General features: G+C 73.2%; 22 protein-coding genes. 15 read left to right on the top strand and 7 right to left on the bottom strand.

Annotated features, from left to right (window positions below; all coding sequences use genetic code 11):
* Window positions 1-7: 7 nt before the first annotated feature.
* Window positions 8-4642 carry an ATP-dependent helicase gene (locus tag I4I81_RS14315; RefSeq protein ID WP_218616095.1) on the bottom strand — a complete coding sequence of 1545 codons (4635 nt, stop codon included), beginning with the start codon at window positions 4640-4642 and terminating at the stop codon, window positions 8-10.
* A complete protein-coding gene (locus I4I81_RS14310; protein ID WP_218601355.1) occupies window positions 4605-5561 on the bottom strand; it encodes a DMT family transporter in 957 nt (318 codons plus the stop codon). Before I4I81_RS14310 ends, I4I81_RS14315 begins: the two co-directional genes overlap by 38 nt.
* 36 nt (window positions 5562-5597) lie before the next feature.
* Here I4I81_RS14310 and I4I81_RS14305 point away from each other — a divergent pair, with 36 nt between their 5' ends.
* Both I4I81_RS14305 and I4I81_RS14300 read left to right on the top strand, forming a co-directional pair.
* Window positions 5598-6170, top strand: a complete 573-nt coding sequence (locus I4I81_RS14305; protein WP_218601354.1) for a TetR/AcrR family transcriptional regulator — start codon at window positions 5598-5600, stop codon at window positions 6168-6170.
* Between the two features lie 56 nt (window positions 6171-6226).
* Window positions 6227-6730 carry a hemerythrin domain-containing protein gene (locus I4I81_RS14300; protein WP_218601353.1) on the top strand — a complete coding sequence of 168 codons (504 nt, stop codon included), beginning with the start codon at window positions 6227-6229 and terminating at the stop codon, window positions 6728-6730.
* Here the strand turns inward: I4I81_RS14300 and I4I81_RS31170 are convergent.
* On the bottom strand, window positions 6727-6849 hold the full coding sequence (locus I4I81_RS31170; protein WP_255425225.1) for a hypothetical protein: 123 nt from the start codon (window positions 6847-6849) through the stop codon (window positions 6727-6729). The genes I4I81_RS14300 and I4I81_RS31170 overlap by 4 nt on opposite strands.
* Before the next feature lie 10 nt (window positions 6850-6859).
* On the bottom strand, window positions 6860-8128 hold the full coding sequence (locus I4I81_RS14295) for a CoA transferase (protein ID WP_218601352.1): 1269 nt from the start codon (window positions 8126-8128) through the stop codon (window positions 6860-6862).
* A 25-nt stretch (window positions 8129-8153) separates the two neighbouring features.
* On the opposite strand from I4I81_RS14295, the gene I4I81_RS14290 reads away from it, so the two are divergent.
* From I4I81_RS14290 to I4I81_RS31425, 3 genes are all read left to right on the top strand, one after another.
* Window positions 8154-8348, top strand: a complete 195-nt coding sequence (locus I4I81_RS14290; RefSeq protein ID WP_218601351.1) for a DUF3046 domain-containing protein — start codon at window positions 8154-8156, stop codon at window positions 8346-8348.
* A 207-nt stretch (window positions 8349-8555) separates the two neighbouring features.
* A complete protein-coding gene (gene recA / locus I4I81_RS14285) occupies window positions 8556-9593 on the top strand; it encodes a recombinase RecA (protein ID WP_218601350.1) in 1038 nt (345 codons plus the stop codon).
* Between the two features lie 2 nt (window positions 9594-9595).
* Window positions 9596-10741: a RecX family transcriptional regulator gene (locus tag I4I81_RS31425; protein ID WP_308187780.1), complete on the top strand. Its 1146-nt coding sequence runs from the start codon at window positions 9596-9598 to the stop codon at window positions 10739-10741.
* A gap of 152 nt (window positions 10742-10893) precedes the next feature.
* On the opposite strand, the gene I4I81_RS14275 is transcribed toward I4I81_RS31425, so the two are convergent.
* Window positions 10894-11616, bottom strand: coding sequence for a mycothiol-dependent nitroreductase Rv2466c family protein (locus I4I81_RS14275; protein ID WP_218601349.1), 723 nt, complete (start codon window positions 11614-11616; stop codon window positions 10894-10896).
* 8 nt (window positions 11617-11624) lie between these two features.
* Window positions 11625-12581, bottom strand: a complete 957-nt coding sequence (locus I4I81_RS14270; protein ID WP_218601348.1) for a LysR family transcriptional regulator — start codon at window positions 12579-12581, stop codon at window positions 11625-11627.
* 637 nt (window positions 12582-13218) lie between these two features.
* Here I4I81_RS14270 and I4I81_RS14265 point away from each other — a divergent pair.
* The 7 genes from I4I81_RS14265 to I4I81_RS14235 all read left to right on the top strand — a co-directional run bounded on the left by I4I81_RS14265 (window position 13219) and on the right by I4I81_RS14235 (window position 21262).
* Window positions 13219-13932 (top strand): succinate dehydrogenase cytochrome b subunit, encoded by a 714-nt coding sequence (locus tag I4I81_RS14265; RefSeq protein ID WP_218601347.1) that lies wholly within the window; start codon window positions 13219-13221, stop codon window positions 13930-13932.
* Window positions 13933-13934: 2 nt separating this feature from the next.
* Window positions 13935-15878 carry a fumarate reductase/succinate dehydrogenase flavoprotein subunit gene (locus tag I4I81_RS14260; RefSeq protein WP_372453527.1) on the top strand — a complete coding sequence of 648 codons (1944 nt, stop codon included), beginning with the start codon at window positions 13935-13937 and terminating at the stop codon, window positions 15876-15878.
* Entirely contained in the window at window positions 15875-16630 is a 756-nt protein-coding gene (locus I4I81_RS14255; RefSeq protein WP_218601346.1) for a succinate dehydrogenase/fumarate reductase iron-sulfur subunit, read from the top strand. Before I4I81_RS14260 ends, I4I81_RS14255 begins: the two co-directional genes overlap by 4 nt.
* Before the next feature lie 191 nt (window positions 16631-16821).
* Window positions 16822-17607: a succinate dehydrogenase subunit SdhC gene (gene sdhC / locus I4I81_RS14250; RefSeq protein ID WP_218601345.1), complete on the top strand. Its 786-nt coding sequence runs from the start codon at window positions 16822-16824 to the stop codon at window positions 17605-17607.
* Window positions 17608-17612: 5 nt separating this feature from the next.
* On the top strand, window positions 17613-19544 hold the full coding sequence (locus I4I81_RS14245) for a fumarate reductase/succinate dehydrogenase flavoprotein subunit (protein WP_218601344.1): 1932 nt from the start codon (window positions 17613-17615) through the stop codon (window positions 19542-19544).
* The gene (locus I4I81_RS14240; RefSeq protein WP_218601343.1) at window positions 19541-20296 is read left to right on the top strand and encodes a succinate dehydrogenase/fumarate reductase iron-sulfur subunit; all 756 of its coding nucleotides are present in this window, start codon (window positions 19541-19543) and stop codon (window positions 20294-20296) included. Before I4I81_RS14245 ends, I4I81_RS14240 begins: the two co-directional genes overlap by 4 nt.
* Before the next feature lie 90 nt (window positions 20297-20386).
* Entirely contained in the window at window positions 20387-21262 is an 876-nt protein-coding gene (locus tag I4I81_RS14235) for a 2-dehydropantoate 2-reductase (RefSeq protein ID WP_218601342.1), read from the top strand.
* Here I4I81_RS14235 and I4I81_RS14230 read toward each other — a convergent pair.
* Window positions 21259-21537 carry a hypothetical protein gene (locus tag I4I81_RS14230; protein WP_218601341.1) on the bottom strand — a complete coding sequence of 93 codons (279 nt, stop codon included), beginning with the start codon at window positions 21535-21537 and terminating at the stop codon, window positions 21259-21261. The genes I4I81_RS14235 and I4I81_RS14230 overlap by 4 nt on opposite strands.
* A gap of 161 nt (window positions 21538-21698) precedes the next feature.
* Between I4I81_RS14230 and I4I81_RS14225 the strand changes: the two genes are divergently transcribed.
* The 3 genes from I4I81_RS14225 to I4I81_RS14215 are packed head-to-tail and all read left to right on the top strand — an operon-like array spanning window position 21699 to window position 23682.
* Entirely contained in the window at window positions 21699-22445 is a 747-nt protein-coding gene (locus I4I81_RS14225) for a hypothetical protein (RefSeq protein WP_218601340.1), read from the top strand.
* Window positions 22445-22939, top strand: a complete 495-nt coding sequence (locus tag I4I81_RS14220; RefSeq protein ID WP_218601339.1) for a hypothetical protein — start codon at window positions 22445-22447, stop codon at window positions 22937-22939. The genes I4I81_RS14225 and I4I81_RS14220 overlap by 1 nt, the downstream gene beginning before the upstream one ends.
* The gene (locus I4I81_RS14215) at window positions 22936-23682 is read left to right on the top strand and encodes a hypothetical protein (RefSeq protein WP_218601338.1); all 747 of its coding nucleotides are present in this window, start codon (window positions 22936-22938) and stop codon (window positions 23680-23682) included. The genes I4I81_RS14220 and I4I81_RS14215 overlap by 4 nt, the downstream gene beginning before the upstream one ends.
* The last annotated feature ends 5 nt before the right edge of the window (window positions 23683-23687 follow it).

Below are 23687 nucleotides of genomic sequence, written 5' to 3'. Positions count from 1 at the left end.
CCGCCGGTCAGGCGCGCAGGCGCAGGCCCTTCGGGGTGACACGGAACCCGGCCTCGGTGAGCACGTCGGCCAGCTCCGAGCCCAGCGACCCGACACCGTCGGCCTTCTCCACCGCCAGCGAGCCGAGCCATCCCTCGTGTACCGCCCCGGCCAGTGCCTGCGCAGCGGCCGTCAGCTCGGTGGGTTCGGTGGTGAACGACAGCAGCGACCTCCCGCCCCGCTCGACGTACAGTGCGGGCGCCCCCTCCACCAACACGACGAGCGCGCCCGCCTTGCGGCCCGGTCGGTGCTTCGTCTCGCCGACGGTGGCGGGCCAGGGCAGGGCCGCGCCGTAGGGCTGGGCCGGGTCGGCCGCGGCGAGGACCACGCGGGACAGGCCGCCCTCCTCGCTCACGGCGCCGTCGGGCCGCGACATCGCCCGCAGCCGGTCGATCGCCCCGGGCACCGCGAACTGCGCCGCCCCGAGCCCCTCGACCACGTAGCCGCGGCGCGCGCGCCCGGAGTCCTCCATCGCCCGCAGCACCCGGTAGACCGCCGCGAACCCGCCGACCACCCGCTCGGTGCCCAGCGCCCCGCGGGTGAGCACACCGTGCCGCTCCAGGAACGCCTCCGCACGGGCGTGCGCCCGGCGGGTGGCGTCGGGCTCCCGCGCGACCCCGAGTGCCCACCGCCCGCCCACCGACGGCGGTCCACCGCGGCTCGGCATGGAGGGCCGCCCGGCCCGGAGCTGCGCGTACCGCCCGCGCGAAGCCGTGCGCTTCGTGCGGTGCGCGCCACCCTTCCCACCGGAGAGCCGGGCCCGCAGCGGGCCGAGGGTGTCGTTGGTGAGCAGCCCGGCCCAGACGAGGTCCCAGATCGCCGCGACCACGGCGTCGTCGCCCGGGCTCGGCTCCCCGTCGGCGACGAGCGCGCGCCCGGCCCGCTCGGCCAGCTCGCGGAAGAACAGCGCACCGCCGCCGTCGAGGGCGCCGAGCACGGCCCGGTGCAGCGGGGCGTCGGCGAGGTCGGTCTCGGGCTCGGGGAGCAGCAGGTCGGCGACGTCGGCGGGTGCGACGGCGAGCCAGCCGTCGTTGCCGGCCAGGGGGCCGCACCCGGTCCACGTGACCTCGCCGGCCGCGGTGAGCTCGTCGAGCAGGGCCGGGGTGTAGCCGGGCAGCCGCGCGGGCAGGATCAGCGACTCGAGCGCGCTCGCCGGCAGCGGTGCGCCGGCCAGCTGCTCCACCACGCCGAGGACGTCCTCCGCGCCCGGGGCGCGGCGCATCCGGCCGCGGCGGCCGTCCTCCGCTCCCGTGCGCACGCCCTGCCACGCAGGCAGGAACCGGCCCAGTGCCCGCTGCTCCACCGGTTCGACCTCGGCCCGCAGCCGCGCCAGCGACCCGCGCCGCAGGCGCCGCAGCACCTCGGCGTCGCAGTACTCGATGCCCTCCGCGCCGGGCCGCAGCTCCCCGCGGACCACCCGGCCCGACCCGACCAGGCGGTCGAGCACCCCGGCCACGACGGCGACGCCCAGCCCGAACCGCGCGGCGCAGTCGGCGGACGCGAACGGGCCGTGGGTGCGGGCGTAGCGGAGCACGAGATCGCCCAGCGGGTCGGTGACCGGCTCGGTGAACGCCTCCGGCACCCCGACGGGCAGGGCCGCGCCGAGTGCGTCGCGCACGCGCCCGGCGTCCTCGATGGCGAGCCAGCGCTCCTCGCCGCCGATGCGCACCCGGATCGCCCGGCGCGCGGACTCGAGCCCCTGCAGCCACTCGACGGCGACCCCGCGGGCCGCGGCCTCGGCCGTGGTCAGGTCGCCGAGGAAGCGCAGCAGGTCGGCCGCCCCCTCCGCGTCGCGGGCGTGGCGGTCCCCGGCGAGTCGCTGCAGGGACGCCTCGACCTCGGCCAGCACCTCGGGGTCGAGCAGCTCCCGGATCGCCTCGGAGCCCAGCAGCTCCGCGAGCAGCGTGGAGTCGAGCGACAGCGCGGCGGCGCGGCGCTCCGCCAGCGGGGCGTCGGCCTCGTAGAGGAACATCCCGACGTAGCCGAACAGCAGGCTCCGCGCGAACGGCGACGGCGCCGGCGTGGCCACCTCGACGACCTGGACCTTGCGACCCTGCACGTCGGCCATCAGCGAGCGCAGCCCCGGCAGGTCGTAGACGTCCTGCACGCACTCGCGCATCGCCTCGAGCGTGACCGGGAACTGCTCGTAGCGCCCCGCCACCGCCAGGAGCTGCGCCGACTTCTGCCGCTGTTGCCACAGCGGCGCGCGGCGCTTCGGGTCGCGGCGGGGGAGCAGCAGCGAGCGCGCCGCGCACTCCCGGAACCGCGACGCGTAGAGCGAGGACCCGCCCAGCTCCGCGACGACGATCTGCTCCACCTCCGCGGGGTCGAGCAGCACGTCCTCGGCGGTGGGCACGACCTCGGTGCCGGACTCGTCGACGGCGTCGGGCAGGCGCAGCACGATCCCGTCGTCACCGGCGGAGGCCTGGCACTCGACGCCGCGCCGCTCGCGCATCCGGGCGGTGATCGCGAGCGCCCACGGGCCGTTGACCTGGCGGCCGAACGGCGAGTGCACGACGAGCCGCCAGTCGCCCAGCTCGTCGCGGAAGCGCTCGACGAGGATCGTGCGGTCGCTCGGGACGTGCCGCGTGGCGTCGCGCTGCTCGTGCAGGTAGGCGAGCAGGTTGTCGATCGCCCACGTGTCGAGCCCGGCGGCGGTGGCCCGTTCCCGCGCGTCGGCGTCGGGCAGGGCCGACATCTCCCGCACGAACGCCCCCACTGCGCGTCCGAGCTCCAGCGGGCGGCCGATCGACTCGCCCTTCCAGAACGGCATCCGCGCCGGCACGCCCGGTGCGGGCGTGACGATCACGCGGTCGTGGGTGATGTCCTCGACCCGCCAGCTCGACGTGCCGAGCAGGAACGTGTCGCCCACCCGGGACTCGTAGACCATCTCCTCGTCGAGCTCGCCGACCCGCGACCCGGCGCCGTCGGCCCCGCCCGGCGTCATCACGGTGAACAGCCCGCGGTCGGGGATCGTGCCGCCCGAGGTGACGGCGAGCCGCTGCGCGCCCGGGCGCCCCTGCAGCGTGTCGGTGACGCGGTCCCAGGTGATGCGGGCGCGCAGCTCCCCGAACTCCTCCGACGGGTAGCGGCCGGCCAGCATGTCGAGCACCGAGTGCAGGGCGGAGTCGGGCAGCGCGGCGAACGGGGCGGCGCGGCGGACGACCCGCGTGAGGTCGTCGAGCGCCCACGGCTCCAGCGCGACCATCGCCACGATCTGCTGCGCCAGGACGTCGAGCGGGTTGCGCGGGTAGCGCATCGACTCGATCTGCCCGGAGCTCATCCGCTCGGCCACGACCGCGCAGGACACGAGGTCGCCGCGGAACTTCGGGAACACGACGCCGGTGGAGATCGCTCCCACCTGGTGCCCCGCCCGCCCGACGCGCTGCAGCCCCGACGCCACGCTCGGGGGTGCCTCCACCTGCACCACGAGGTCGACCGCGCCCATGTCGATGCCGAGCTCCAGGCTCGAGGTGGCCACCACGCACGGCAGCAGCCCGGCCTTGAGCTCCTCCTCCACGAGCGTGCGCTGCTCGCGCGACATCGACCCGTGGTGCGCCTTCGCGACCGTGGGCGGAGCCCCGCCGCCGATCCCGGACTGCCCGACGGCCTCGGCGGGGAAGGCCGCGTCCGGATCGTCGAGGTCCTGCGCCCCCTCGGCCTCCTCCGCAGCCAGCTCGTTGAGCCGCGAGGTCAGCCGCTCGGCCAGACGCCGGGAGTTGGAGAACACGATGGTGGACCGGTGCGACCGCACCAGCTCCAGCAGCCGCCGCTCCACCGCGGGCCAGATCGACGGCTTCTGCGCCGTGCCCGCCGCCGACCCGATGACCTCCTCGTCGGAGCTGCCCGGCGCCGGCCGAGCGTCGAGGGCGGCGAGATCGGGTACCGGGACCTCGACCGTGACCTGGATCGTCTTCGGGATCGCGGGCTGCACGATCTCCACCGGCCGCGCGCCCGCGAGGAACGTGGACACCTCGTCGAGCGGACGCACGGTGGCCGAGAGCCCGATGCGCTGCGCGGGCTGCGCCAGCAGCTCGTCGAGCCGCTCCAGCGACAGCGCCAGGTGCGCGCCGCGCTTGGTGCCGGCGACCGCGTGCACCTCGTCGAGGATCACGGTCTCCACCCCCTTGAGCGACTCCCGCGCCGCCGAGGTGAGGATCAGGAACAGCGACTCCGGCGTGGTGACCAGCACGTCGGGCGGGGTGCGCATGAAGGAGCGCCGCTCGTCGGCCGGGGTGTCGCCGGTGCGCATCCCGACCGTGACGTCCGGGACCGCGTGGCCCAGCCGCTGCGCCGCCTGCCGGATGCCGGTGAGCGGCGAGCGCAGGTTGCGCTGCACGTCGACCGCCAGCGCCTTCAGGGGCGAGACGTACAGCACGCGGCACCGGTGCTTGGGCTCGTCGGGCACCGGCGAGGACGCCAACCGGTCGAGCGCCCACAGGAACGCCGCCAGCGTCTTGCCCGAGCCCGTGGGCGCGACGACGAGCGCGTGCCGCCCGGCCTGCGCGGCGTTCCACGCGCCCTCCTGGGCTGCGGTGGGCGCGGCGAAGGCCCCCGTGAACCAGTCACGGGTGGCGGGGGAGAACCCGTCGAGCGCGGTCATGGGCACCATCATGCGCCGGGGGTCCGACACTTTCCTGCGGTCGCCGCGGGAGCACCAGTGCGACGCCGACCGCGCAGGCCACCGCGCCGGGCCACGCCAGAGCCCCGGGGACCTCCCCGAACATCAGGTACGCCCACACCGCGGTGACCGGCGGCGTCAGGTAGAGCAGGGTGCTCACCCGCAGTGCGCCGCTGCGGCGCAGCACGACCAGGTAGGCCCCGTACCCGCCGAACGACGACAGCAGGACCACCCAGGCGACGGCCCACCAGAACGCGGCGTCCGCGGGCGGTACGAGGTCCCCGGTGCCCGCGGTGGCCGCGACGAACAGGGCGGCCGCGACGAACAGGGCGGCCGCGACCGCCGTCTGCATCGTCAGCGACTGCAGCGGCGTCTCCGGGGCGCGCATCCGGCGCTGCAGCACCGTGCCCGCGGTGAGCGCGAGCATCCCGCCGACGGGCAGCAGGTACGCCCAGTTCGGCGCGGTACCGCCCCCCACGTCACCCGCGACGACCCAGACGACGCCGACCAGCCCGAGCGCCAGCCCGGCGCGCTGGCGCCCCGTCGTCCGCTCGCCCAGCAGCGGGCCGCCGACGACCGCGACGAGCAGCGGCTGCACCGCCGCGATCAGCGCCGCGGTCCCGGCCGGGACCCCGAGCCCGACCCCGGTCACGATCCCGCCGAGGTAGAGGACCTGCACCAGCACCCCCAGCCCGGCCTGCCGCCGCCACGCGCCGGGCGGGGTCGGGCGGCGCAGTGCCGCGGCCACCAGCCCCAGCAGCAGCGCCGCGATCACGTACCGCCACGCCAGGAGCGTCACCGCGGGCGCCGTCCGGGTGCCCAGCTCGGCTCCGACGAAGCCCGAGCTCCACAGCACCACCAGTGCGGCAGCCGCGAGGCCGTCGACCCTTCTGTCCGTCATGGGTTCGACGTAACCACACCGGTCGGTATACTCGCAGTGTCCCTCCGCTGGAAGGAGCACTCCGTGCTCGACCTGCTCGATCCCGGACCCCCGCTCACCGCCGCGGGGGAGCGACTCGTCGTCGCCGCGTCGGAGCTGTTCTACCGGCACGGGATCCGCGCCGTCGGCGTCGACCTCATCGCCGAGAGCGCCGGTACGACGAAGAAGACCCTCTACGACCGCTTCGGCTCGAAGGACGCGCTCGTCGCGCTGTACCTGCGGCGCCGCGCCCGCACGTGGCAGGCCTTCCTGGCCGAGCACACGCGGGGCGACGGGTCCGTCCTCGCCGTGTTCGACGCGCTCGACGCGTGGCTCGACCACCAGGACCGCGGCTGCGCGTTCGTCAACGCCTACGCCGAGATCGGCGGCACCGACCACCCCGGGGTGGCCGTCGTCCGGGCGGAGAAGGAGTGGATGCGGGAGCTGTTCGTCGGCCTGGTCGGCGACGCCCGGCTCGGCGCGCAGGTGCACCTGCTCTACGAGGGCGCCACCGTCATGGTCACCGCGGGCGGGCAGCCCGACGCCGTGGTGCGGGCCCGGGAGGCCGCGCGGTCGTTGCTCGAGGTTTGACCACCGCCCCGTCCGGGGAACGTAGCCGCGACCGAACCGACAGGGAGTCCACCACCATGCCCGACGTCATCCGCCTCATCCTCGACGACCACGAGTCCTTCCGCGCCCGCTTCGCCGAGCTGGAGAAGCTGCGCGACGACGCGACCGCGGCCGCCGCGATCTGGGTCCCGCTGGCCGCGGAGCTGGAGGTGCACGCCACGGCCGAGGAGAAGTTCTTCTACCCGCAGCTGCTCAAGCGCGTCGAGGACATGGAGGACGAGACCGAGGACGCCGTCGGCGACCACGACGACATCCGCACGGGCATCCGGCGCGCCGCGGCCGCCGAGCTCGGCAGCGACGAGTGGTGGGCCGGGATCAAGGACGCGCAGGAGGCCAACGACCACCACCTGGTCGAGGAGGAGCGCGACGACCTGGCGCCGTTCCTGGAGAAGGCCACGCTCGAGGTCCGTAACCAGGTCGGGGAGAAGTTCGCCGCGTTCAAGCGCGAGCACGCACACGGGGCCGGGCTCGACTACTCCGACACCGGCGCCGAGGAGTACATGGAGGAGCACACCTCCTAGCGGCGGCGGTTCTGCCACCACCAGCGCAGCAGCAGCGTCAGCGACGTCAGCAGCATCATCAGCACGACGAGCTGCCCGAGCGGCGACGAGAAGCCGGTGGGATCGCCCGAATAGTCCATATCGACGAGGCTACCGCCAGCGCGGTTCGGCCGTCCCGAACGACGGGGCGGGCCCGGACCAGCGCAGCGGCCTGCCGTCGACGGTGCCGGGCGGGGCGGCGAGGGTGAGGTCGCCGATCTCCTGGAGGTACGGGGTCGGGTCGACGTCGGGGGTGTCCGCCGCTGCGGTCCGCGGCAGGCTCTGCAGCCAGGTGGCCGTGCCGACGAGCGAGAGGCGCACGTGCCGCGTGCCCCCGTTGCGGCGCTGGGTGGCCAGTGCGAGCAGGGCGGCCGCGGCGCCGAGGTAACCGGTGGCGTGGTCCAGTGCCTGGGCGGGCAGTGTGCCCGGCGCGTCGGCCGACCCCTCCTCGACGGCGATCCCGCACGCCGCCTGCACCAGCGAGTCGAACCCGCGGCGCGCGCCCCACGGACCCTGCTCGCCCCACGCGGACAGGGTGACCACGACCAGGCCCGGGTGCCGCTCCGCGAGCGCCTGCGGGGACAGCCCGAAGGCGTCCAGCGCACCGGGGCGGTAGCCCGTGACCACCACGTCCGCGCCGGCCAACAGCTCTTCGCGGCGGGCCGCGTCGTGCAGGTCGAGCAGCGCGGAGCGCTTGCCCGGCAGCGTGTCGGCGGCCTGCAGCGGGAGCTCCGGGCGGTCCGGACGATCGAGCCGCAGGACGTCGGCGCCGTGCAGGGCGAGGGTGCGGGTGGCGACGGGACCGGCGATGACGCGGGTCAGGTCGACCACCCGCGGCCTGCGGACGGGCCGCGGCGCCGCGTCGCCGACGACGTGCTGCTCGACCAGCGGCGGCGTCGTCCCGGTCTGCTCTCGCCACTGCTCCGGTGTGCGCACCGCCGCAGCCACGCCGCCCGCCTCGTGCAGCGCCGTCTCCAGCTCGACGCCCGTGCGCTCCGCGATCGCGGCGGGGGCCTGCTCGACGGTGCAGCCGAGCACGCGCAGTGCCGCGGCCCGGTGCCACGGGTAGTTCGCGTGCAGCCGCAGCCAGCCGTCGGCGGTGCGGTGGAACGCGGAGAGCGGATCGAACACCGACCCCGCGGACCGCCCGCCGCGGAGCACGTACCGCTCGCTGCGCAGGGCGATCGCGAGTGCGCGGGTGTCGAGGCCGACGGGCCGGTCGGTGGCGGCCAGCAGGCTCGCCCCCACGGCGGCGATCCCGGCGTCGGTGACGGCGAACCTCGAGCGCAGCGGCGCAGGTGGGCCGGTCACGGTGAGCCGGTCGAGGTCCTCCGGCGCGCCGTCCAGCGCCTGCCAGACCTGGTGGAGCGGGGTCGTCATGGTGCCGGAGGTTAATCTGGTCCGCGTGCGCCTGACCCAGTTCCGAGAGCTGATGGAGGGCGAGTTCGGCGCCGTGCGGGCGGCGTCGCTCGCCCACGACCACGTGTTCGCCGAGCTCGGCGGCCGCACGGTGGAGCAGGCGCTGGAGCACGGCTACGACGCCCGTGAGGTGTGGCGAGCGGTCTGCGCGGCGTACGACGTGCCGCCGGCGCGGCAGTAGCCCGGCCGTCCGGCGCGCGATCCCGGCCGTCCGGCGTGTCAGCGTCGGAGTCGAACAGGTGTTCGCTAGTGTGTTGTCCACATCGCGTGGTGGCCGTCCACAGTTCCGGACCTCGCCCGCAGATTGTCGGTGGTCGGCCCTACGGTCGATCCAGACACCTCGAACGCACCTCAGACGTTCGACACGACCACGATGTGGAGCCCGGCGATGATCGCACCCGACCGCGAGAAGGCGCTCGAACTCGCCCTCGCCCAGATCGAGAAGAACCACGGCAAGGGCTCGGTGATGCGCCTCGGCGACGACACCCGCCCGCCGGTGGGCATCATCCCCACGGGATCGATCGCCCTCGACGTCGCGCTCGGCGTGGGCGGTCTGCCCCGCGGCCGCGTCGTGGAGATCTACGGCCCGGAGTCCAGCGGAAAGACCACGGTCGCCCTGCACGCGGTGGCCAACGCCCAGGCGGCGGGCGGCATCGTGGCGTTCATCGACGCCGAGCACGCGCTCGACCCGGAGTACGCGAAGGCGCTGGGTGTCGACACCGACAACCTGCTCGTCTCCCAGCCCGACACGGGGGAGCAGGCGCTCGAGATCGCCGACATGCTGATCCGGTCCGGTGCGCTCGACCTCATCGTCGTCGACTCGGTGGCGGCGCTCGTGCCCCGCGCCGAGATCGAGGGCGAGATGGGCGACAGCCACGTCGGTCTGCAGGCCCGCCTGATGAGCCAGGCCCTGCGCAAGATCACCGGTGCGCTCAGCAACTCGGGCACCACGATGATCTTCATCAACCAGCTGCGCGAGAAGATCGGCGTCATGTTCGGCTCGCCGGAGACCACGACCGGTGGCAAGGCGCTCAAGTTCTACGCGTCGGTCCGCCTCGACATCCGCCGCATCGAGACGCTCAAGGACGGCTCCGACTCGGTCGGCAACCGCACCCGCGTCAAGGTCGTGAAGAACAAGGTGGCCCCGCCGTTCAAGCAGGCGGAGTTCGACATCCTCTACGGCCTCGGCATCAGCCGGGAGGGCTCGCTGGTCGACGTGGGCGTCGAGCAGGGTCTCGTGCGCAAGTCCGGTGCCTGGTACACCTACGAGGGCGACCAGCTCGGGCAGGGCAAGGAGAACGCCCGCAAGTTCCTGCGCGACAACCCCGACGTCGCCAACGAGATCGAGAAGCGCATCAAGGAGAAGCTCGGTATCGGTGCCGTGGTCGACGCCGACTCCGCCGTCCCCGCTCCGGTCGACTTCTGATCGTGAGCGGTCGGGTCGCCCGGTTCGACGAGGTCGGTGCGGAGTCCGCGCCGGCCCCGGAGGCCCGGTTCGATGTCATCGGCGCCGAGGAGGGGCCGACGGCGGCGGTCACGGCCTTCGTCGGGCTCGGTGCGGCGGCCGACCCGGCCGACCGACCCGCGGCCGACGGTCCCGCCCACAGCTGCCCGGCCGGCGGCGACCCGACCGGCGGTGATCCGGCCGAGGGCTCGACCGACGACCCCGCCGGTATCCCGGCCGGGGGAGCGGCTGCCGTGGCGCGCTTCGGCGGGTCGCTCGACGCCGCCCCCGCGGCCCCGGTGGCCGGGCTGCATGTCTCGTCCGGATCCTCGGCCGCACCCCGCACGGCGCAGTTCGGGGAGGGCGGCCGCAGCGGGTCGCTGTCCCGCGGCGGTGGGTCGCCTGCGCGGCGGGAGACGTCGGGCACTCCGGGATCGGGCTTCGGCTCGCGGAGGTCCCGGCGCGGCCGGTCCGCCCCCGCGGGGGCCGCCGACCCGGAAGCGGCCGGTTCGGAGGTCCCCGGTTCCGGGGCCCCGTCGACCGACGCCGGACCGACCCGGGGTATGGAGGCGGCCGAGAAGCCGCGCCGAGGCCGGGGTCCCAAGCAGATCGACCCGGACGCCGATCCGCTGGCCGCGGCCCGCGAGATCTGTCTGCGGCTGCTTACCGACCGCGCTCGCACCCGCCACGAGCTGGCGCAGGCGCTGAAGCAGCGCGGTGTGCCCGACGACGCCTCCGAGTCGGTGCTGAGCCGGTTCGACGAGGTCGGTCTCATCGACGACGCCGCGTTCGCCGGGCAGTACGTCCGCTCCCGGCACAACCACCGCGGCCTGTCCCGGCGCGCGATCGCGATGGAGCTGCGCCGCAAGGGCGTCGACGACGAGGTGGCGGGGGAGGCGCTGGAGGAGGTCGACCCCGAGTCCGAGGAGCAGCGCGCCCGTGAGCTGGTCGACCGCAAACTGCGCACCGTCCCCGCCGACACCCCGGAACAGCGGAAGAAGGCGGTCAACCGGCTCGTCGGCATGCTCGCCCGCAAGGGCTACGGCGGCGGCATCGCCTACCGGGTGGTGCGGGAGGCCCTCGCAGCCCACGGGGCCGAGATCGACGAACTCGGCCCCGCCGACGACTGACCCGCCGCGACCGGACTCGCCGGTTCCGCGCGCCGGCCCGGGTCCCGCGCGGCCCCGGGAGCGCGAGGCCCACGCAGCGTGCGAGGCCTACGCAGCGCGCGAGGCCTACGCAGCGCGCGTCACCACTGCTCTGCCTACCGCTTCTGCTCTGCCTACCGCTTCCGGCGGCGGCTCCCGCCGTGCCAGTCCTGCTGCACCCCGACCTCGTCGTCGGCGACGCCGAGTGAGCGGAGGCGGGGGAGTTCGCGCAGGCTCCGCTTGAGCTCGGCGAACCCGGGGAACCGGGCCAGGGCGATGACGTGGTCCCACAGCTCCGCGGCCTCGTCCGGGGCCGGGAGGCGGCTGATCACCGGGCCGAAGAACGCCACCCCGTCCGGCGGCTCGAACTGCAGGATCGGGGTGCCGACGTCCTTGCCGGTGAGGGTCAGCGCCTGGTCGGTCTCGGCCTGGATCTGTGCGTCCCACGCCGTGTCGTCGAGGGCGTCGACGAGACCGGCGGGCAGCCCGATGCCGGCGAGCACAGGCGCGACGAACTCCGCCGTGCCCCGGTGGCCGTGGTAGGTGGCCTCGTCCGGCACCGGATCGCGGTCGAAGATCGCCGCCCCCAGCGCGGCGTAGAGCCGGTCGACGGCCTCGTGGCCGTGCTCCGCGCGGGTGGCGGCGGCCACGCGCAGCAGGCGCAGACCGGCGGTGTGGCCGGCCTCGTACTCCGGCGGGAAGTGGGTGGCGTAGTCGATGTGGGCGTTGAGCAGCCGCAGCGAGATGAACCGCCATTCGACGGAGTAGTCGCGGGCGGCCTGGACCTGCCGCACCCACTTGCTGGTCATCCACGCGAAGGGGCACACGGGATCGAAGTAGAAGTGCACGTCGGCCATGGGAGGAGCTAATCAGGTCGGAGCTGATCAGGGCGCCGCAGCACCTGCACGTCCCCGGGCAGCCCGTCCCCGGCCGACAGCTCGGCCAGGAACGACAGCAGCGTGTCGCGGAACGCCTGCATCGCGTGGGTGGGATCGAGGTCGGCGCGGCGGGCGAGTGCGACGGTGCGGTAGAGCGGGGGAGTGAGGACGGTCCGGCGCAGCCGCGGGCGGCCGGCGAACACCAGGTCCGGCACCACCGCTACGCCGGTCCCGGCCTCGACGAGCCGCAGTACCGCGTCCATCTCCCCGCCCTCCACGGCGAACCGAGGGGTCTCACCGGCCTCGGCGTAGGCCCGCAGGACCGATTCGCGCACGTCGTAACCCTGCCGCGGGACGACGAGCGGGCGGCGGGCCAGTTCGTGGACGGTCAGGGACCCGCGCGGTGAGGGCGCCCGCTCCGAGGCGGGGGAGGCCACCGAGAGCCGCTCCCGCAGGACCGGGGTGGTGTGCAGCGCCGGGTCGACGCCGTCACTCGGGACGATCACGAGAGCCACGTCGAGCTCACCGCGCACGAGCGAGCGCACCAGCGGCTGCGACCCGCTCTCCACGAGCTCCAGCCGCACGTCGGGGTACTGCTCGTGGAAGACGCGGAGCACGTCGGCGAGCACGCCGATGCACAGTGACGGCGTGGCGCCGACCCGCACCCGCCCGCGCTGCAGCCCGATCAGCTCCGCGACGCCGGTGCGGGCGCGGTCGGCGTCGGCCAGCATCCGCCGGGCCAGCGGCAACACGACCTCGCCCGCGGGGGTGAGCGTGACGCCCTCGCGCCCCCCGCGCTGCACCAGCGGCGCCCCCAGCTCGTCCTCCAGCACCCGCAGCTGCCGCGACAGCGTCGGCTGGGCCACCCCCACCGCATCGGCGGCCCGGGTGAAGCTGCGCGAGTCGGCCAGAGCCACCAGGTAGGCGAGCTGTGTCAACGTCACCGGCATAGCGTACGAGCATCACCGAGCTGCCGCCGATGCCCGACGGGTCGTCCTCGCCGACGAGATCGACGCGATGAGGGGTGAACGGTCCCGCTCACCCCTGACCTCCATCTCGCGCGGGACGAGCCGCGGCGCAGGTGCCGAGTGCGGCCCCGCCCCGCCTGGACCGGCCGCACCCCTCCGTCCACCGTCCGGGGCCCGGCGGGGCCGGTTGTGGAAGATCCAGCCGCGACGCCCGCGTGCCTCGCGGTTCATCACCACGCGGGCCGTCGCACCGGCAGCGCGACGGATCCGACGCGAGGACCAGCAGTACCCCGGCGCGGTCCGGGCGAACAGGGCGGCGGCCACGCGGACCGCGTCTCACGAGCCGCGTCTCGCCGCGCGGAACGGCGGTGCGCGTCCACCAGCCGTGCCCCGTGCCCCCATCCCCGCGTGAGCCCCGAGCCGCTCACGAACCGTGACCGCGACGACTCGGCCACGGCAGAGGCGCCCGGCCGCCGGAGTGAAGCCAGGCACGTGAGTCGACCCTTGGTCATCCGCTGACCTGGGGCGATGGGCCAGGTATAGCGACAGAGCACCGATCATGGCCGACCGATGCATTGGACGACCCCCGGGGCCGGTAGTCACGCTGGCGCGCATGGTGTCCCTGGCTCTGCGCGCGAACGGCGGTGCGCCGACCCGACGTGCTCCGCGGCCGTCGTCCGTGCAGCTCAAGTACGTGATGGCCGTCTCCGGCGCGGTCATGTTCCTCTACCTCGTCGCGCACATGATCGGCAACCTGAAGATCTTCCTCGGGGCCGAGTCGCTGGACCTCTACGCGGAGTGGCTGCGCGTCGTCGGTGAGCCCGCGCTCCCGGAGCAGACCGTGCTGTGGATCGTGCGGATCGCGCTGCTGGCCGCCGTGATCGGCCACATCGTGGCCGCGACGATGCTCGCCCGGCGGGCGGCGAAGGCCCGCCCCGTGAAGTACGCGCACAAGAGCAGGGTGGCGGGCTCCTACGCCACGCGCACGATGCGCTGGGGCGGCGTGATCGTCGCGCTGTTCATCGTCTACCACATCCTCGACCTGACGACGGGCACGCTGAACCCGAACGGCGTGCAGGGCGACGTCTACGCCAACCTCGTGGCCGACTTCGCGCCCGAGCGCTGGTACGTGACGGTGTTCTACGTCGTCTCGATCCTCGCCGTGACCCTGCACCTGAGGCACGGCCTCTGGAGCGCGTTGCAGTCGCTGGGCCGCACGCGCGGCAGCATGGCCGCGGTCAAGGCGACGGCGAACGTCGTGGCGATCGCGCTGGGTGTCGGGTTCCTGGCCGTCCCGCTGTCGATCACCTTCGGATTGGTGGGTTGAGCATGAGCATGTACAGCGACTTCACGATCGGTGAGCCGATCGTCGACACCGCGGCCCCCGACGGGCCCATCGAGACCCGCTGGGAGCGCCGCCGGTTCGGCGTCAAGCTGGTCAACCCGGCCAACAAGCGCAAGATGAAGATCATCGTGGTGGGCACCGGGCTGGCCGGCGGATCGGCCGCGGCGACGCTGGCCGAGGCCGGCTACCAGGTGTCGAGCTTCTGCTACCAGGACAGCCCCCGGCGCGCGCACTCGATCGCCGCGCAGGGTGGCATCAACGCCGCGAAGAACTACCGCAACGACGGCGACTCGGCGCAGCGGCTGTTCTACGACACCGTCAAGGGCGGTGACTTCCGCGCGCGGGAGTCCAACGTCCACCGCCTGGCCGAGATCAGCGTGCAGATCATCGACCAGTGCGTGGCGCAGGGCGTGCCGTTCGCCCGCGAGTACGGCGGCCTGCTCGACAACCGCTCCTTCGGCGGTGTGCAGGTCTCCCGCACCTTCTACGCGAAGGGCCAGACCGGCCAGCAGCTCCTGCTGGGCGCCTACCAGGCCCTGGAGCGCCAGATCGACGCCGGGCGCGTCGAGATGCACACCCGCCACGAGATGCTCGAGCTCGTCGTCGTCGACGGCCGGGCTCGCGGGATCATCGTCCGGGACATGGTGACCGGCGAGATCGAGACCCACCTCGCCGACGCCGTGGTCCTCGCGAGCGGCGGCTACGGCAACGTCTTCTACCTGTCCACCAACGCCAAGGGCTGCAACGTCACCGCGACCTGGCGGGCACACCGCAAGGGCGCGCTGTTCGCGAACCCGTGCTTCACCCAGATCCACCCGACGTGCATCCCGGTCTCCGGCGACCACCAGTCGAAGCTGACGTTGATGAGCGAGTCGCTGCGCAACGACGGCCGCATCTGGGTGCCGAAGGAGATGGGCGACACCCGCCCGCCGAAGGACATCCCCGAGGACGAGCGCGACTACTTCCTCGAGCGCCAGTACCCGGCGTTCGGCAACCTGGTGCCCCGCGACATCGCCAGCCGCGCGGCCAAGACCGTGTGCGACGCCAAGCGTGGCGTCGGCCCGTCGGGGCTGGGTGTCTACCTGGACTTCTCCGAGATCATCGAGCGGACCGGGCAGGCCGCGGTGGCCGCGAAGTACGGCAACCTCTTCGACATCTACGAGCGCATCACGGGGGAGAACCCCTACGAGGTGCCGATGCGGATCTACCCGGCGGTGCACTACACGATGGGCGGGCTGTGGGTCGACTACGACCTGCAGAGCACGATCCCCGGCATGTTCGTCGTCGGCGAGGCGAACTTCTCCGACCACGGGGCGAACCGGCTCGGTGCGTCCGCGTTGATGCAGGGCCTGGCCGACGGCTACTTCGTCCTGCCCAACACGATCGGCGACTACCTGGCCAAGAGCCACCTGGAGCCGGTCGCGGCCGACGCCCCCGAGGTGGTCGAGGCCCGCACGCAGGTCACCGACCGGATCGAGAAGCTCCTCTCGATCGACGGGGTGCGCACCGTCGACTCCTTCCACCGCGAGCTGGGCCACATCATGTGGGACTACTGCGGCATGGAGCGGACCGACGAGGGCCTGCGCAAGGCGCTCGACCTGATCAAGGACCTCCGTCGCGAGTTCTGGCAGTCGGTCAAGGTCCCCGGCGCGGCCGCCACGCTGAACCAGTCGCTGGAGAAGGCGGGCCGGGTCGCCGACTTCCTCGAGCTGGGCGAGCTGATGTGCCTCGACGCGCTGCACCGCACCGAGTCCTGCGGCGGCCACTTCCGGGCCGAGAGCCAGGTCGACGGCGAGGCCGAGCGTGACGACGAGAACTTCTCCTACGCCGCGGCGTGGGAGTTCACCGGTGCGGGCGAGCCCCCGGTCCTCCACAAGGAGGACCTGGTCTTCGACTACGTCACCCCGAGCCAGCGGAGTTACAAGTGAAGCTCACCCTCAAGATCTGGCGCCAGGACGCGCCCGGGGACAAGGGGAAGATCGTCGGGTACCAGGTCGACGACGCCGACGAGGACATGTCGTTCCTCGAGCTCCTCGACGTGCTCAACGAGAAGCTCATCCTCTCCGGCGACGAGCCGGTGGCGTTCGATCACGACTGCCGCGAGGGCATCTGCGGCTCCTGCTCGATGGTGATCAACGGTGAGCCGCACGGCCCGCAGAAGGCCACCACGGCCTGCCAGCTGCACCTGCGGCACTTCCGCGACGGCGAGACGATCTTCGTCGAGCCGTGGCGGGCGGCGGCGTTCCCCGTGGTCAAGGACCTGATCGTCGACCGCAGCGCGTTCGACCGCGTCATCCAGGCCGGCGGCTTCATCAGTGCCCCGACCGGCTCCGCGCCCGACGCGCACGCCACCCCCGTGCCCAAGCCGAACTCCGAGCGCGCGTTCACCGCGGCGGCCTGCATCGGCTGCGGCGCCTGCGTGGCGGCGTGCCCGAACGGGTCGGCGTCGCTGTTCCTCGGCGCGAAGATCACCCACCTCGGCGAGCTGCCCCAGGGCCAGCCCGAGCGCGACTCCCGCGTGGTGCGGATGGTCGAGCAGCACGACGCCGAGGGATTCGGCGGCTGCACCAACACCGGCGCGTGCACGGTCTCGTGCCCGAAGGAGATCCCGCTCGACGTGATCTCCCAACTCAACCGCGACTACCTGCACGCCACGACCGGGAGCCGCCGCTCGGCCTGACCCCGGCACCCGGACACACCGATCGCCCGACCCCCGAGGAGGCCGGGCCGCTCGGCGTGTCCGGGCCCGGCGCGCCAGGTGTGAGTCCCGTCTCTACCACCTCGTTCGTTCCCGACCCGTCACCGAAGTGGCGAGCGTTACGTCGTACGCTCCGGCCCAGTTTCAATCGCGGAAGACGAGGACCCACTGACGTGTCATCCACCACAGACGCGTCCACGGGCCGGGCTCAGATCTCGGCCAGGACGCTGCGCACCGACCGCTGGTGGCTCCCGCCACTGCTCAACTTCGCCGGGCTCGCGGCCTGGGTCGCCTACGCGACCGTCCGCGCCTTCCAGCAGGACAACTACTGGGTCGGCGAGTACGAGTACCTGACCCCGTTCTACTCCCCGTGCTTCTCGGTGGGCTGCGTGCCGGAGGCGTCGCACTTCGGGCAGTTCCTCCCCGACGTGTGGTGGTTGCCGTATGCGTCGCTGACGCTGCCGTTCCTGCTGCTGTTCCGGCTCACCTGCTACTACTACCGCAAGGCCTACTACCGCGCGTTCTGGCTGTCGCCGCCCGCGTGCGCCGTGGCCGAGCCGCACAAGAAGTACACCGGCGAGACGCGGTTCCCGCTGCTCGGGCAGAACCTGCACCGCTACTTCTTCTACGCCGCGGCGATCATCTCGCTGATCAACACCTACGACGCGATCCTGTCGTTCCGCACCGGCATCGGCCTGGGCAACATCATCCTGCTGCTCAACGTGATCGCGCTGTGGGCGTACACGATCTCGTGCCACTCCTGCCGCAGCATCGTCGGCGGGCGGATCAACAACTTCTCGAAGCACCCGGCGCGCTACAAGAGCTGGGTGTTCGTGTCCAAGCTCAACGCCAAGCACATGCAGCTCGCCTGGCTCACGCTGGCGACGCTGGCCATCACGGACTTCTACGTCATGGCCCTCGCGGCCGGCTGGATCTCCGACCTGCGGATCGTGGGGTGACCGACATGACCTCGAGCGAGAACATCGAACGGCACGAGTACGACGTCGTGGTGATCGGCGCCGGCGGCGCCGGGCTGCGCGCGGCCATCGAGGCCCGCGCCCAGGGCAAGCGCACCGCGATCATCTCCAAGTCGCTGTTCGGCAAGGCCCACACGGTGATGGCCGAGGGCGGCTGCGCCGCGGCCATGGGCAACGTCAACAGCAACGACAACTGGATGGTCCACTACCGCGACACCATGCGCGGCGGGAAGTTCCTCAACAACTGGCGGATGGCCGAGCTGCACGCCAAGGAGGCGCCGGACCGCGTCTGGGAGCTGGAGACCTACGGCGCACTGTTCGACCGCACCCCCGACGGCAAGATCAGCCAGCGCAACTTCGGCGGGCACACCTACCCGCGGCTCGCGCACGTCGGCGACCGCACCGGGCTGGAGCTGATCCGCACCCTGCAGCAGAAGATCGTGTCGCTGCAGCAGGAGGACTTCGCCGAGACCGGCGACTACGAGTCGAACATCCGGGTCTTCCACGAGTGCACGATCACCGAGCTGTTCAAGGCCGACGGGAAGATCGCGGGCGCGTTCGCCTACTACCGGTCGACGGGGCAGTTCGTCCGCTTCGACGCCCCGGCCGTCGTGCTGGCCACGGGCGGGGTCGGCAAGAGCTACCAGGTCACGTCGAACTCCTGGGAGTACACCGGCGACGGCCACGCGCTGGCCCTGCGCGCCGGCGCCACGCTGATCAACATGGAGTTCCTGCAGTTCCACCCCACGGGCATGGTCTGGCCGCCCTCGGTGAAGGGGATCCTGGTCACGGAGTCGGTGCGCGGCGACGGCGGCATCCTCAAGAACTCCGACGGCAAGCGGTTCATGTTCGACTACATCCCGGACGTGTTCAAGGAGCAGTACGCCACGACGCCCGAGGAGGGCGACCGCTGGTACGACGACCCGGACAACAACCGGCGCCCCCCGGAGCTGCTGCCCCGCGACGAGGTCGCGCGCGCGATCAACTCCGAGGTCAAGGCCGGGCGCGGCACCCCGCACGGCGGCGTGTTCCTGGACATCGCCTCGCGGCGCTCGAAGGAGGAGATCCTCAAGCGCCTGCCGTCGATGTACCACCAGTTCAAGGAGCTGGCCGACGTCGACATCACCGCGGAGCCGATGGAGGTCGGGCCGACCTGCCACTACGTGATGGGCGGCGTCGAGGTCGACCCGGACACAGCGATGTCGATCGTCCCGGGCCTGTTCTCGGCCGGGGAGTGCTCCGGCGGCATGCACGGCTCCAACCGGCTCGGCGGCAACTCGCTGTCGGACCTGCTGGTCTTCGGTCGTCGCGCAGGCGCCGGGGCGTCGGAGTACGTCGACGCACTCGGTGGGGAGCGTCCCGCGGTGCTCGTCGACGACGTCGCCGAGGCCGAGCAGCGCGCGCTGCTGCCGTTCTCCAACGCCACGGAGGGCGGGGAGAACCCGTTCGTCGTGCACCAGGAACTGCAGAAGACGATGAACGACCTGGTCGGCATCATCCGCAAGGCCGACGAGATGGAGCTGGCGCTCAAGGCGCTGGAGGACATCGCGACGCGCACGCGGACCGTCAGCGTCGAGGGCGCCCGGGTGTTCAACCCCGGCTGGCACCTCGCGCTGGACCTGCGCAACATGCTGCTCGTGTCGCTGTGCGTCGCGAAGGCGGCGCTGGAGCGCCAGGAGAGCCGCGGCGGGCACACCCGCGACGACTACCCGGTGATGGACTCCGACTGGCGCCACGTCCTGCTGCAGCTGAGCGCGCTGGGCGAGGACAACGTGGAGCTGGTCCGCAAGGAGCAGGTCCCGATGCGGCCGGAGCTGTTCGACCTGTTCGAGCTCGACGAGCTGAAGAAGTACTACACCGGCGAAGAGCTGGGCGGCCACCGCGCTGATTCGGCGGCCGACAAGGGGGAGAAGGCATGACCCACGACCAGCACTTCCGCGTCTGGCGCGGCGACGACGAGAAGGGCGAGCTCGTCGACTACCCGGTGGAGGTGAACGAGGGCGAGGTCGTCCTCGACATCATCCACCGCCTCCAGGCCACCCAGGCCCAGGACATGGCCGTCCGCTGGAACTGCAAGGCCGGCAAGTGCGGCTCCTGCAGCGTCGAGATCAACGGCAAGCCGCGCCTGGCGTGCATGACCCGCATGTCGACGTTCGGCGAGGACGAGGTCATCACCGTCACGCCGCTGCGGACGTTCCCGGTGATCCGCGACCTCGTCACCGACGTGTCGTTCAACTACACCAAGGCGCGCGAGATCCCGTCCTTCGCGCCGCCCGAGGGCATCGAGCCGGGTGACTACCGGATGGCGCAGGTCGACGTCGAGCGGAGCCAGGAGTTCCGCAAGTGCATCGAGTGCTACCTGTGCCAGAACACCTGCCACGTCGTGCGGGACCACGAGGAGAACAAGGAGGCCTTCGCCGGCCCCCGCTACCTCATGCGGATCGCCGAGCTCGACATGCACCCGCTCGACGCCGCCGACCGGCAGAAGGCGGCGCAGGAGGAGCACGGCCTCGGGATGTGCAACATCACCAAGTGCTGCACCGAGGTCTGCCCCGAGCACATCAAGATCACCGACAACGCGCTGATCCCACTCAAGGAGCGCGTCGTGGACCGCAAGTACGACCCGCTGGTGTGGCTCGGTAGCAAGATCTTCAAGCGGGGCGAGTCGTAGCGTCACGTCCGAGGAAGTGGCAGTAGAGCCACTTTGCCGCCGTCACACGGCAGCAAAGTGGCTTTGCTGTTGTCCGGGGGAGGGGGAGCCGTGACCGTGGCGGTCGTCGGTGCCGGGGCCGTCGGGTGCACCCTGGCCGTCGCGCTCGTCGAGGCCGGTGTCGACGTCGTGCTGTGCGCCCGCTCCCCGCTGGACGCCGTCACCCTCACCGACGACGACCACGGCACCCGCACCCACCGGATCCCGGTCGCGACCGATCCCGCCGAGGCCCGCCCCGTCGACCACGTCGTGCTCGCCACGAAGATCCACCAGACGGGGTCGGTGTGGCCGTGGCTGCACGCACTGACCGGCCCGGACACGGTGATCGTCGCCGCGCAGAACGGCGTCGACCACGCCGACCGTGTGCCGGACGCGCTGCAGAACCGCGTGGCGCCGGCGCTCGTCTACGTCAACGCCGAGCGGACGGGCCCCGGTGAGGTCCGGGCCCGGCGCACCGAGCGGGAACTGGTGCTCGCCGACGACCCGGCCGGTCGCACCGCGGCGGAGCTGTTCTCGCCCACGTGGCTGCGGGTGGAGATGGTCCCCGACCTCCGCAGTGCGGCCTGGCGCAAGCTGCTGACGAACGTGGCGGCCAACCCGATCACCGCACTGACGACGCGCCGGGTCGAGGTGCTCCGCGAGCCCGCCGTCGCGGAGCTGGCGCTGGCCGCACTGCGCGAGACCGCGGCGGTGGGACGCGCCGAGGGGGCCGACCTCCCCGACGACGCCGCCGAGGACACGCTGCGCTGGCTGCAGGACCTGCCCGCCGGCTCGACGAGCTCGATGCTGCAGGACCGCCTCGCCGGGCGGCCGCTGGAGGCCGACGGTCTCACCGGCGCGGTCGTGCGCCTGGCCGGGCGGCACGGCATCGACGTACCCGCGAGCCGGATGCTCCTCGCACTCACGGCCGCGGTCGGGCCCGGTTAACCGAGCGAGCGCCGGATCTCGTCGAGCTTCGCCTTCGCGGCGCGCTCACGCTCGGTGAACTGCTCCTCGACGCTGCGGCCCTCCGGGGTGGCGTCGGCCAGCTCGGTCGCTCCCTGTGACGCAGCGTGCCGGCCCTCGATCCGGTCACGGACGTAGTCGAAGCTCGGAACGCCGTGTTCGTCGTAATCGGGACGCGGGGCCGCGACCGGCGCAATCTCCTCGGCCGGGACGATCTCGGCGTCGATCGGCTCCTGGGGCGGGGTCGGTTCGGTCATCTCGGACCTTTCGCGGCGGCGGTGCGGGCGCGGGCCACGCTACCCCCGTGACCACCCGATCGGCGCAGCTCCTGACCCGAGCGGCCGCGTCACGTCGCCGCCGTGTCCTCGTTGGACGGGTGGGAGCCGACCGGCTCCCGCGACGCACCTGGAGGACGACGATGGTGGCTTCGACCACCCGGGCGGTCTCACTGGTCGCCCCCTCGGGCGCACCGGTGGACCTCGAGGTCCCCGACGCGTTCGGTGACTTCCGGTGGTTCGGCACCACCCGCTTCTCCGGCCCGTACCTGTCGCGGCAGTTCTTCCTCGCCCCGCTCGGCCAGCACCGCGTGATCCCGACGCACGTCCTGCCCGGCGCGACCGAGCGCGTGCAGCCGATGCGCGGCTACGACGCCGTCGTCTACGAGGCGCCCGACCGCTCCGAGTCCGCGCTCGTCCTCGCGGGCCCGCACCACGAGGCCACCACCTGGTTCGGCGGCCCCGCCCCGGACCTCATGGGCGTCAGCACGATGCTCACCTCCTTCCGCTACGAGGACGGCCCGCGCGGCGCGGCGCTGACGGCGGCGTCGCCGATGCTGGTGTCGCAGCCCGACGTCGCCCTGATCGGGCAGAGCGAGGCGGCGACGCTGATCGTCCGCCGCTCCGTCGACGTCCTGCCGAGCCTGCCGGAGTGGTCGGGCCTCCCCGTGGGCGGCGGCGAGCTGTGGCGGGCCGGGCGGCTGCTCGACGACCGGGCCACGACGCTCGCCGCCGACAGCCCGCACCGGTGGCGGTTCATCCTCGCCGGCGAGAGCCTCGCGATGGACCTGGTGCTGCTCGGCCCGGAGTCCGGCCGCGCGGCCACGTCGATGAGTGAGGACCAGGTCGTCGACGCGCTCGGCGCGCTGACCGGACGGTGGACGGCCTGATGACGCTGCCCCTCGCCGTCGCGCTGCTCGCGCTGCTCGTCGCCCTGTTCGCCCTGGTCGCCCTCGTCGCCGTGTACGCCCGGGTGCGGGCGCTGGAGTCCGGCCCCGCCGCCGAGCTGTCGGGCTACGCGCCGGTCGTCGGTCGTCCGGCGCCCGCCGCGGTCCGGCCCCGTCCGGGGGAGAGCGGCGCGATCGTCGCCGTGATCGACGCCGACTGCAGCCAGTGCCACGAGGTCCACGCCCTCCTCGGTGAGGTCAGTCGCCCGGGTGTCCGGTTCGCCGCGGTGGCCGACCGGGCCGGCTTCGGCGAGAGCCTCGCGGAGCTCGTCGTCGACCACGACGTCCGCGCCGCCCTGTTCGAGGGCTACTCGCCGACCGTGCTCGCCCTCGACGCCCGCGGCGTCGTGACCCATCGCCGCTTCGTCTACGCCGACACCGACGTCCGCGGCCTGCTGCTCGACCTGATCGCGGAACACGAGGTGGCCCGGGCATGACGCGGCTCGACGAGATCCCCACGGCGGCGCAGCCGCCCGTGGGCGCGACGCCCAGTGCGGTCGTCGCCCACATCCGCTCCGTCCGTCCCAGCCGCCGCACGGTGCTGCGCGGCCTCGTCATCGCCGCGGCCGCCGCCGCGCTGGTGCCGCTGGACTGGTACCTGGCCCGGCGCGAGGCCGCCGCGGCGCAGCCGAGCACCGAGGGCGACGACATGTCCGAGCACATGGGCTGCAAGCCGGAGAGCTACCGCGAGGAGGCCGACAACTGGCCCTCGACCGGCACCGCGCTCTGCTACGGAGGCTGGCGCCGCGGCGGGTTCCCCTGCTCCGACGGCTACCACCGCGAGGGCAGCTACAAGGACGGGCCCGACGCCTTCGAGTCGACGCGGGTCACCCAGAGCTGCCACGGCCGCAACGCCTGGCGCTGGAACGGCTACCGCTGCTCCGACGCGACCACGTCGGTCGTCTACGCCGACGGCACCGAGTACCGGGGCATCACGATCGCCGCGTGCCCGGTGCCCGCCGGGTCGCCCGCGAACACCCCGGCCCCCGAGCCCGCGGAGGAGTCCTCGGGCGGCACCGGGTCCGGCCGCGGTGAGCAGTCCGGCCATGGGGACGAGTCCGGAGGTGGCGGGTCGGGCCGCGGTGAGGAGTCCGGCGGCGGGCGGAGCGGGTCCGACGACGACGAGAGCGGCGGGGGTCTGCTCTCCGGCTTCGGCGCGCGCTTCCCGGCCGGGCGCTGACCCCG

The sequence above is a fragment of the Pseudonocardia abyssalis genome (assembly GCF_019263705.2).
GTDB lineage: Bacteria > Actinomycetota > Actinomycetes > Mycobacteriales > Pseudonocardiaceae > Pseudonocardia > Pseudonocardia abyssalis.
The sequence above is the reverse complement of the archived record's forward strand: the minus strand, read 5'-3'. Positions and strand labels throughout refer to the sequence as shown.

Bases quoted from the DNA above. Each gene is read 5' to 3' on its own strand.
- I4I81_RS14315 (WP_218616095.1), bottom strand. From the start codon at position 4,642: ATGACCGCGCTCGACGGGTTCTCCCCCGCCACCCGTGACTGGTTCACG.
- I4I81_RS14310 (WP_218601355.1), bottom strand. From the start codon at position 5,561: ATGACGGACAGAAGGGTCGACGGCCTCGCGGCTGCCGCACTGGTGGTG.
- I4I81_RS14300 (WP_218601353.1), top strand. From the start codon at position 6,227: ATGCCCGACGTCATCCGCCTCATCCTCGACGACCACGAGTCCTTCCGC.
- I4I81_RS31170 (WP_255425225.1), bottom strand. From the start codon at position 6,849: ATGGACTATTCGGGCGATCCCACCGGCTTCTCGTCGCCGCTCGGGCAG.
- I4I81_RS14295 (WP_218601352.1), bottom strand. From the start codon at position 8,128: ATGACGACCCCGCTCCACCAGGTCTGGCAGGCGCTGGACGGCGCGCCG.
- recA (WP_218601350.1), top strand. From the start codon at position 8,556: ATGATCGCACCCGACCGCGAGAAGGCGCTCGAACTCGCCCTCGCCCAG.
- I4I81_RS14275 (WP_218601349.1), bottom strand. From the start codon at position 11,616: ATGGCCGACGTGCACTTCTACTTCGATCCCGTGTGCCCCTTCGCGTGG.
- I4I81_RS14265 (WP_218601347.1), top strand. From the start codon at position 13,219: ATGGTGTCCCTGGCTCTGCGCGCGAACGGCGGTGCGCCGACCCGACGT.
- I4I81_RS14260 (WP_372453527.1), top strand. From the start codon at position 13,935: ATGAGCATGTACAGCGACTTCACGATCGGTGAGCCGATCGTCGACACC.
- I4I81_RS14245 (WP_218601344.1), top strand. From the start codon at position 17,613: ATGACCTCGAGCGAGAACATCGAACGGCACGAGTACGACGTCGTGGTG.
- I4I81_RS14240 (WP_218601343.1), top strand. From the start codon at position 19,541: ATGACCCACGACCAGCACTTCCGCGTCTGGCGCGGCGACGACGAGAAG.
- I4I81_RS14230 (WP_218601341.1), bottom strand. From the start codon at position 21,537: ATGACCGAACCGACCCCGCCCCAGGAGCCGATCGACGCCGAGATCGTC.
- I4I81_RS14225 (WP_218601340.1), top strand. From the start codon at position 21,699: ATGGTGGCTTCGACCACCCGGGCGGTCTCACTGGTCGCCCCCTCGGGC.
- I4I81_RS14220 (WP_218601339.1), top strand. From the start codon at position 22,445: ATGACGCTGCCCCTCGCCGTCGCGCTGCTCGCGCTGCTCGTCGCCCTG.
- I4I81_RS14215 (WP_218601338.1), top strand. From the start codon at position 22,936: ATGACGCGGCTCGACGAGATCCCCACGGCGGCGCAGCCGCCCGTGGGC.